This window comes from Merdimmobilis hominis (genome assembly GCF_016901855.1).
Taxonomy (GTDB): domain Bacteria; phylum Bacillota; class Clostridia; order Oscillospirales; family Ruminococcaceae; genus Paludihabitans.
Window position 1 is genome coordinate 1 of sequence record NZ_JACJKY010000040.1, and the last position, 7,263, is coordinate 7,263.

Genomic DNA, 7,263 nt, shown 5'->3' on the forward strand with positions numbered 1-7,263 from the left:
CCGCACTGTAATGCGCGAGGCAGAACGATGTCACGAATAAAAACCCCGTAAAATCGAACAGAAATAGTTTCATCGAGCCGTAGGCCATTTCGAATAAAACAAACGGCTACAAAGGCAAATAAAAAAATTACCCACCGGATGTTGTGGCAAGGTTTCGCATAGAACCGCCGCATCCAGTGGGTATTTATATGCTTATTTTAAGTCTGTATTTTCAGAGTCCATGCATACGCAGACATACCAGTAATATCCGTCATACATCACGCCGACCGCCATGTAGTTATATTTGGAGCTGCCGACATATGACCAGTGCCCCTTGCTGTTTCTGAATCCGTTTGCTATGGAGTAGGCTATCTCATCAGCCATGCCGCCCCAATTGCCTTTTCCGATGGCTTCGCGCACATTGGCGGTATAATAATTTTCTTCGCCTTCGATACCGTATAGTGACCAGTCAACATATTCGCCGTACTGTAGAGCTTCGGCGGTTGCTCGTTGGTCGGCAGTATCATGAGCAAAATTTGTTTTAAGCTGAGTGCATCGGTATTTGCAATATTCGGTTAGTCCGGGGATGACCGTTGCGGTGACATCACCCTGCTCAGTGCGGAACTGATTTATGTATTCTGCGACCTTCTGTGCCACTGTATCCGCGCTCGGTTTGGGTGGGATTATAATTTCTTCCGTAGGCGGATCGTCCGTTTCCAATATAGTGATGCATTCGTTTTCCGTCGGAGTTTTCGCCACCGAAGACTCGGTCGGTTTTGTTATAACCGTAGGTTTGGGTTCTTCCGTTGGCTTTGCCGTTGTTGTCGGCTCTGTGGCGGTCACAGTCGGCTCGGTTGGCTGATCCTTGCTCTCAGTCGGGGTAGGCTCGTTTTCTTTCTCTGTCGGCTCTACCGCCGTCGCAGGCGGTGTTGTTTCGGTTGGTGTTTCTGTTATTATCGTTTCTGATACCGTTGTCGGCGGACTCTCGGTAGGCGGCGGTGCGGTGTTGCCACCGCATCCCACCATGCCGATGAGCACCCCACAGCAGAGAAGAAGGATTATGATTTTCTTCATATATCCTCGACCTCCTCCAAGCCTTGCATCACTTCCACCATAATACGTGTTGCGAGGATAAATCCCGAACTGAATGCCTCACGCTCGGTGATGCAGGACAGTTCGCTTGTGCAGTCCTTGAACTTTTCAAAGGTTTCTTTTTGCTTTTCTGTAAGCCCTGCATTCAGTTCTTCCTCATTTTTGCATATCAGTTTGACGAGCTTATCGACTCTCGTCCCTCGCTTGATATACCTTTCGTGCGGACTGATGTTTCCGTAGTATAAATCTTCAAGTGTTGTCATGTGCGTTGCACCTCCTTTTGCAACACAAATACATACCACAACACTTTTCACAAGTCCAGCGTTTTCGATATAAAATGCAAAAAGCGCCGCCGAAGCGACGCTTTCATATCAATCTTCTTTTTGAAATTCTAAAATATCTCCGGCTTCGCAATCAAGCACCTCGCAAATTGCCGCAAGGGTGGAAAAGCGGATAGCCGTTACTTTGTTGTTTTTGATTTTGGATAAGTTGACGTTAGAAATCCCCACACGCTCTGCAAGCTCGTTTAAGGACATTTTTCTATCTACCATCATTCTATCCAAGCGGAGTACTATTTTTCCCATAGCGCCCTCCTTACAGCAGACCGTCTACATCTTTTTCAAGCTCAGCACCGTGAACAAAGAACTGTGTCAGACAGAGGACGACAATTCCCATAAAAACGCCATTCATATCCATGCTGTTTTCCACGGCATCCACACCGATGATCAAACGGACAATAAAACTCATAAAAAGTCCGATTACAGGGACTGCAATAGAGAAAATACCAATCTCACGCATCATACGAATATTATCCTTTTGGAATGGAGTGGTGTTTTCAGAGTTCTTGAAGATAAGATACAGATTACGGAACACCATAGCCATCACAACAAGAATGATAACTGCGCCAATACCAAAAATAAGAAATGCAGTCATATCGACATTACCATTAGCAACTGGGAGATTAACCTCAAATCCATATACATCCAGGTTCACACCGCAGCATTCCTTTGCATCGAAGCCGACAAAATATTTTACCCAATCGGGTGCTACGGCAGAACAAACAGTGGCCGCCGTCATTAAAGCTGCACCAACCCAATGGAATACCTCTAAAATCTTTGTAATAACCTTTCCGAGTTTATTAAGACCTTTCATTACTCATACCTCCAAAGTGATTTGTTGGCATAAGTATAACACAGCCCTTAATGTTTGTCAATATGTTTTTAATGGTATACATTAAATTATATATATTTTACATTAACTTTTGTTGACATTTAAAATTTGATTTGATAAAATATATTTGTTTTTAGGAGGCGAATGCAGTATGGAAAAAGAACTTTACTCTATGATTTTCAAAAGAAAATCCTTTCATATATTTCGTGATATTGGCAATATAAACCCTGATGAACTACAAAGCATCGAAGAAAAATACAACAATCTTACGCCGTTGATAAACAGCATACAGACCGCTATCCGTATTGTACCTGCCGATCAAACCACCTGCAAGCGTGGGCAAGAATATTGCATCTTATTATATAGCGAGAAAAAGGATAATTATCTGCAAAATATCGGTTATATCGGTGAACAGCTTGACCTATATCTTGCTTCTCTTGGAATTGGTGCATTGTGGTTCGGTATCGGTAAACCTGATGAGCCAACCTATAACGGTCTTGATTTTGTCATAATGATTGCCATTGCAAAGGTCGCAGACGATAAGTTCCGCAAAGATATGTTTAAAAGTAAACGCAAACCGATTGATGAGATATGGAACGGTGAGCATCATCGTGAAATAGGTAAAATTGTTCGCTTTACGCCAAGTGCCTGCAACACACAGCCGTGGAAAGTAACTGCAGAAGAAAAATCTTTGACGGTTTACCGTTATAAAAAGTCGGGTAAGCGAGGTATTATGCCCGCCGACAAGGTGGCACACTATAACCGCATTGACATTGGTATCTTTCTTTGTTTCCTCGACCTCTGCCTGATGAAAAACGATATTTCCTTTGAGCGTGAGCTGTTTACCGATAACGCCAAGGATGATTGCGAAGAAGTGCTAACCGCTAAATACACATTATTACAATAACGATAAAGGCGCCGCTGCAAAGCGACGCCTTTGACTATATTATGCCTTCCAAACGGCTTTAATAATATTGCCGATCTTGGGAGATGTTCCGTACATAAGAACACCTACACGGTAGATCTTTGCGGAGAGAATTCCGATTCCAAAGGTAGACGCAACCAAAATGCCGATGGAAATCGCAATCTCATACCAAGGCACAGTGCTCATAGCAATTCTTGTGAACATTGCCATCGGTGAGGTGAACGGAATGTAAGAGCAAATCTGCATCAGTATATTGTCCACACTTCCGCTGCTCATTGAGAACATAACCACCATAAAACCAATAATGAACAAGAATGTTACCGGCTGAACAGCAGTATTGATATCCTCCAGTTTTGAAACGGTAGAGGAAATTGCACCATAGAGGAACGCATAAATCAAGAAGCCAAGTAGGAAGAACACAAGCATATAGACAAACAGCTCGGGCGGAATATTAAAGATGGAATCAATGATTCCGTTATCTCCCCAATAGGACTTATTCACATTGTAGAACACGAGCGCCGAGCCAAAGATGGCAACAAGCTGAACAAGACCTGCCATACAAGCCGCTAAAACTTTACCAAACATCATGTTGATGGGTTTGGCACTGGTAATAAGCAATTCCATGGCACGAGAGCTTTTTTCGGTTGCAACACTCATTGCTACCATCTGACCGTAAAGCAGGATAACCATATACAGCGCAAAAATCATAATGTAGGTGTAGAAGAAGTTTTGCATCTGATCTTTGCCAAGGCTTTCTACCTCGGCATCAATCTGAATACTCATAACACCTGCGGCATCTTCTTGAGACATACCGCCGCCTATCATAGCATTCATTTGATAGATCTGTTGCAACACACTGGTCGCAATATCGGGGTTCATATCGTACATCGAAAGATTATTAACGTAATATGTAAATGAGGTTGCTCCGTTCATCACAAAAGCACACTCCACATCACCGGAAGTAATTTTGTTCTTGATTACGCTGATTTCCTCATCTGTAATCTGCACATCATAGTCAGTAAAGGATGCGGCAAATGTTTCTTTCACCATATCCGCCTGCGTAGGATCATCTGCCTTTACGAGCATAACGGAAAGGTCTGCGGTGGTATTAGAAGTATCGTCTGATTCGAACAAGGCTGTAATCCGAGGGAAGAACATAACAATAGCGATAACCACCATCAAAAAGATGGTTACACCGACAAACGCCTTATTCTTTGCATAATTTTTAAGTTCAAATTTAAGTATTTTTCCAAACTGTTTCATTGCTTAGTCCTCCTGTGCTACGTCGCCTGCATATTCTACGAAAATATCGTTAAGGGAAGGTTCAAAGACCTTTACTTCGTCGATATCGTAATTTTCTACAAGGCGAGTCATAGTAGTTTTCTTTTCGGAGGGTGAGCCTAAGCGAATCATCAAGTCGCCGTTTTCCATGACCGTACAGGAAGATCCAAAGTCAGCTTTGATTGCATCGGGTGTTTCTGTGCGGACAACTAAGCGGTCACGGGGATAGTCACGCTTAATGTCGTGCAAATCACCGTGAAGAGCAACAACACCGTTATTGAGGATAGCAATGCTGTCGCAGAATTCTTCTATGTAGCTCATCTGATGGCTGGAGAACAGAACGATTTTACCTTTTGCAATCTGTTCTTTAACCACGTCCTTTAAGAGCATTGCATTTACAGGGTCAAGACCTGAAAAAGGCTCGTCCAGAATAACAATATCGGGATCGTGAGCGAGAGCAGTAATCAACTGAATCTTCTGCTGATTACCCTTGGAAAGTGTATCAAGTCGCTTGTTGCGGTACTCGGTCATACCGAGCCGACCAAGCCAATAGTCGATTGATTGCACAGCTGCCTTATGGCTCATTCCTTTCAGCTCTGCAAAATAGGTAAGCTGATCAATGATAATCTTCTTCGGATACAAGCCTCTTTCTTCGGGAAGATAGCCGATGCCAATTTTGTTGTAATTAATAGGTTGACCATCGATCAGCACTTCACCGCTGTTTGCAGGGAACACATCCATCAGAATACGTATAGATGTGGTCTTGCCGGCACCGTTTCTGCCAAGCAGTCCGAAGGCTTTGCCACCCTCAGCTTTGAATGAAACTCCGGTGAGGACTTTCTTCTCACCAAAGGATTTTTCTATATTTTTAAGTTCTAAAATCATTTTGCTTCAGACTCCTTAAATTCCAAGTTAATGGCACCGATACCGCCACTAATCTCGATGCTGTTATTACCGTTACCTTGTCCCTTGATATTAGAAACGCTTGTGCCATCTACTGTGATATTACCAAGACCTTTTTCTATATCAAGTTTATAATCATCCTTATTACCAATTATGGTTATGTTGGACTCTCCAACACCTAAATCGAAATCACTTTCACCTGTAAGAGCAGAAGTCAGATTCAACTGACCTACACCCATATCTAAATCAAGGTTATGAAGTGCACCGCCTGATATTGTGATTTTTCCTGCACCACCGTCAATGTCAATATCTGAGGCGGCAACAAGAGTATCAATGGTAACTTCACCGGCACCAAGTTCAAAGTTAATTGTAGCGGCAGACAAGCTATCTACAGTCAGTCTTCCTGCACCTGTTATAATATTTGCTCTTTCAAACACCGCGTCTGCAGGAATGTAAAGAGTCAATATAGCACCTGTATAGGTGTGAGCAAACTTCCTTGTTTCCTCGATCGTAAGAACACCATTCTTATCTTCAACCGTAAGATGTTTTAGATTGCTTTCAACAGAAAAACTCTCACCTTGCTTAATGGTAAAATCAGCGGCATTGATCTTTACTTCAAGGCTTTGTATCTCTGATGATACTGAATAAGTTTTTATATCTTCGGTCACAGCATCGCCGCCGAAAAATCCTCCGAACAAACCAAACATACTTAAAATTCCTCCGATAATACTGACTGTGAGAAAGATGGCAAACGCCATCGCTATGTATTTTACTGTTTTTTGAAAATTGGTCATTTAATTTCAACGCCTCCAAACATACAAGTGCCGCTTATGTAGATAGTGGGAGCATCCTTGTGTACGGAAGTCTTGTTAGAGATGCCACCAAAGATACAGTTGGAGCTTACCTTTACATTGATGTTGTCGGGAACAAAAATATCAATACCGCCAAAGATAGCCGACACCTGAATGGCACAATCCTTTTCAATAATAGCGTTACGGAGATCGCACTTCACACCGCCAAAGGTTGCGGTAAGCTCTGCGCCCTCAAATACTTCGCCGTCATAATTCAGATCACAACCGGAGAATGTGGCACAGCCAACCTTTGTTTCGCCGCCGTTTTGCTTGATTTTAGCAATGATTTCATTTGCTTTGTTGCCAAAAAGTCCGGTAAAAACCATCTTCAAGCCGATAATTACAATAATGGCCGGAACAAGAAGTTTCCACAACATCGAGAAACTCAAAATATCTTGACAGCACAATAACAGGAATACACCAACTGCTATACCAATAATGTTGCCTGTCTTTTCGCGCTCTGTAAATAATCCAATGGCACACGGCACGATAATAAACAGTGTCCACCAACCGTCAAAGAAGATATTAATATCCATAATGTTAAATACATTCAGAGCCAAAACCACGCCTGCGGCAATCAATACAATTCCCCACAAAATACTGCTAACTTTTTTCATTGTTTTTCCTCTTTTCCTATTAATAAAAAAGTGCGTGACCGAAGCCACGCACCGAAAAACGCAACCCCGATTGTCGCCAAACAAATCTTAAACACAAAAGGACAAACCTTATTGTCATTCAAGTGGAATTGCGTTTTTACCGAATTCATTTTGAATGACAAAGGCAAAAGGGTATAATATCCCCTCAGTTAAGGTCATCCTTTGTTATTATTAGATTTGTTTGGCAAATTATATTATAACACAATCGGAAATAAAAATAAAGTGGTTTTGAAAAAGTTGCGAAATTTGTTGTTTTAAGCATAAAAAATACAGCATAGCTATCTTAACTATGCTGTATCAGTCTGTCGAAAAAGTCCAGTATAAGCTGGGCTTTTTTGCATAAATAAGGTATAATAGAAGGGGTGATGAAAATGATAGTAAAAGGAAGAGAAAACCGCGACCAGCT

9 protein-coding genes are annotated in these 7,263 nt (G+C 42.1%); 1 reads left to right on the top strand and 8 read right to left on the bottom strand.

Features of this window, described 5'->3' with window-relative positions; translation table 11 throughout:
* Positions 1 to 192: 192 nt before the first annotated feature.
* The 4 genes from H6A12_RS12710 to H6A12_RS12725 form a co-directional block, all read right to left on the bottom strand.
* The gene (locus H6A12_RS12710; protein WP_087378638.1) at positions 193 to 1,053 is read right to left on the bottom strand and encodes a hypothetical protein; all 861 of its coding nucleotides are present in this window, start codon (positions 1,051 to 1,053) and stop codon (positions 193 to 195) included.
* Positions 1,050 to 1,334, bottom strand: coding sequence for a DUF6809 family protein (locus H6A12_RS12715; protein WP_087378636.1), 285 nt, complete (start codon positions 1,332 to 1,334; stop codon positions 1,050 to 1,052). The genes H6A12_RS12710 and H6A12_RS12715 overlap by 4 nt, the downstream gene beginning before the upstream one ends.
* Positions 1,335 to 1,442: 108 nt before the next feature.
* Positions 1,443 to 1,655 carry a helix-turn-helix domain-containing protein gene (locus H6A12_RS12720; protein WP_087378634.1) on the bottom strand — a complete coding sequence of 71 codons (213 nt, stop codon included), beginning with the start codon at positions 1,653 to 1,655 and terminating at the stop codon, positions 1,443 to 1,445.
* 10 nt (positions 1,656 to 1,665) lie between these two features.
* Positions 1,666 to 2,223 (bottom strand): hypothetical protein, encoded by a 558-nt coding sequence (locus tag H6A12_RS12725; RefSeq protein ID WP_087378632.1) that lies wholly within the window; start codon positions 2,221 to 2,223, stop codon positions 1,666 to 1,668.
* A 169-nt stretch (positions 2,224 to 2,392) separates the two neighbouring features.
* Between H6A12_RS12725 and H6A12_RS12730 the strand changes: the two genes are divergently transcribed.
* The gene (locus tag H6A12_RS12730; protein ID WP_204448395.1) at positions 2,393 to 3,148 is read left to right on the top strand and encodes a nitroreductase family protein; all 756 of its coding nucleotides are present in this window, start codon (positions 2,393 to 2,395) and stop codon (positions 3,146 to 3,148) included.
* A gap of 39 nt (positions 3,149 to 3,187) precedes the next feature.
* On the opposite strand, the gene H6A12_RS12735 is transcribed toward H6A12_RS12730, so the two are convergent.
* Genes H6A12_RS12735 through H6A12_RS12750 form a run of 4 tightly spaced genes read right to left on the bottom strand, consistent with a single transcriptional unit; the run spans position 3,188 to position 6,818 of the window.
* Positions 3,188 to 4,429 (bottom strand): ABC transporter permease, encoded by a 1,242-nt coding sequence (locus H6A12_RS12735; protein ID WP_087378628.1) that lies wholly within the window; start codon positions 4,427 to 4,429, stop codon positions 3,188 to 3,190.
* Between the two features lie 3 nt (positions 4,430 to 4,432).
* Positions 4,433 to 5,332 (bottom strand): ABC transporter ATP-binding protein, encoded by a 900-nt coding sequence (locus tag H6A12_RS12740; RefSeq protein WP_087378626.1) that lies wholly within the window; start codon positions 5,330 to 5,332, stop codon positions 4,433 to 4,435.
* Positions 5,329 to 6,144 carry a DUF4097 family beta strand repeat-containing protein gene (locus tag H6A12_RS12745; protein WP_087378624.1) on the bottom strand — a complete coding sequence of 272 codons (816 nt, stop codon included), beginning with the start codon at positions 6,142 to 6,144 and terminating at the stop codon, positions 5,329 to 5,331. Before H6A12_RS12745 ends, H6A12_RS12740 begins: the two co-directional genes overlap by 4 nt.
* Positions 6,141 to 6,818 (bottom strand): LiaF transmembrane domain-containing protein, encoded by a 678-nt coding sequence (locus tag H6A12_RS12750; RefSeq protein WP_087378623.1) that lies wholly within the window; start codon positions 6,816 to 6,818, stop codon positions 6,141 to 6,143. Before H6A12_RS12750 ends, H6A12_RS12745 begins: the two co-directional genes overlap by 4 nt.
* Positions 6,819 to 7,263 lie beyond the last annotated feature (445 nt).

Coding starts and splice junctions, on each gene's coding strand:
- H6A12_RS12710 (WP_087378638.1), bottom strand. CDS start 1,053: ATGAAGAAAATCATAATCCTTCTTCTCTGCTGTGGGGTGCTCATCGGC.
- H6A12_RS12720 (WP_087378634.1), bottom strand. CDS start 1,655: ATGGGAAAAATAGTACTCCGCTTGGATAGAATGATGGTAGATAGAAAA.
- H6A12_RS12745 (WP_087378624.1), bottom strand. CDS start 6,144: ATGACCAATTTTCAAAAAACAGTAAAATACATAGCGATGGCGTTTGCC.
- H6A12_RS12725 (WP_087378632.1), bottom strand. CDS start 2,223: ATGAAAGGTCTTAATAAACTCGGAAAGGTTATTACAAAGATTTTAGAG.
- H6A12_RS12735 (WP_087378628.1), bottom strand. CDS start 4,429: ATGAAACAGTTTGGAAAAATACTTAAATTTGAACTTAAAAATTATGCA.
- H6A12_RS12740 (WP_087378626.1), bottom strand. CDS start 5,332: ATGATTTTAGAACTTAAAAATATAGAAAAATCCTTTGGTGAGAAGAAA.
- H6A12_RS12730 (WP_204448395.1), top strand. CDS start 2,393: ATGGAAAAAGAACTTTACTCTATGATTTTCAAAAGAAAATCCTTTCAT.
- H6A12_RS12750 (WP_087378623.1), bottom strand. CDS start 6,818: ATGAAAAAAGTTAGCAGTATTTTGTGGGGAATTGTATTGATTGCCGCA.
- H6A12_RS12715 (WP_087378636.1), bottom strand. CDS start 1,334: ATGACAACACTTGAAGATTTATACTACGGAAACATCAGTCCGCACGAA.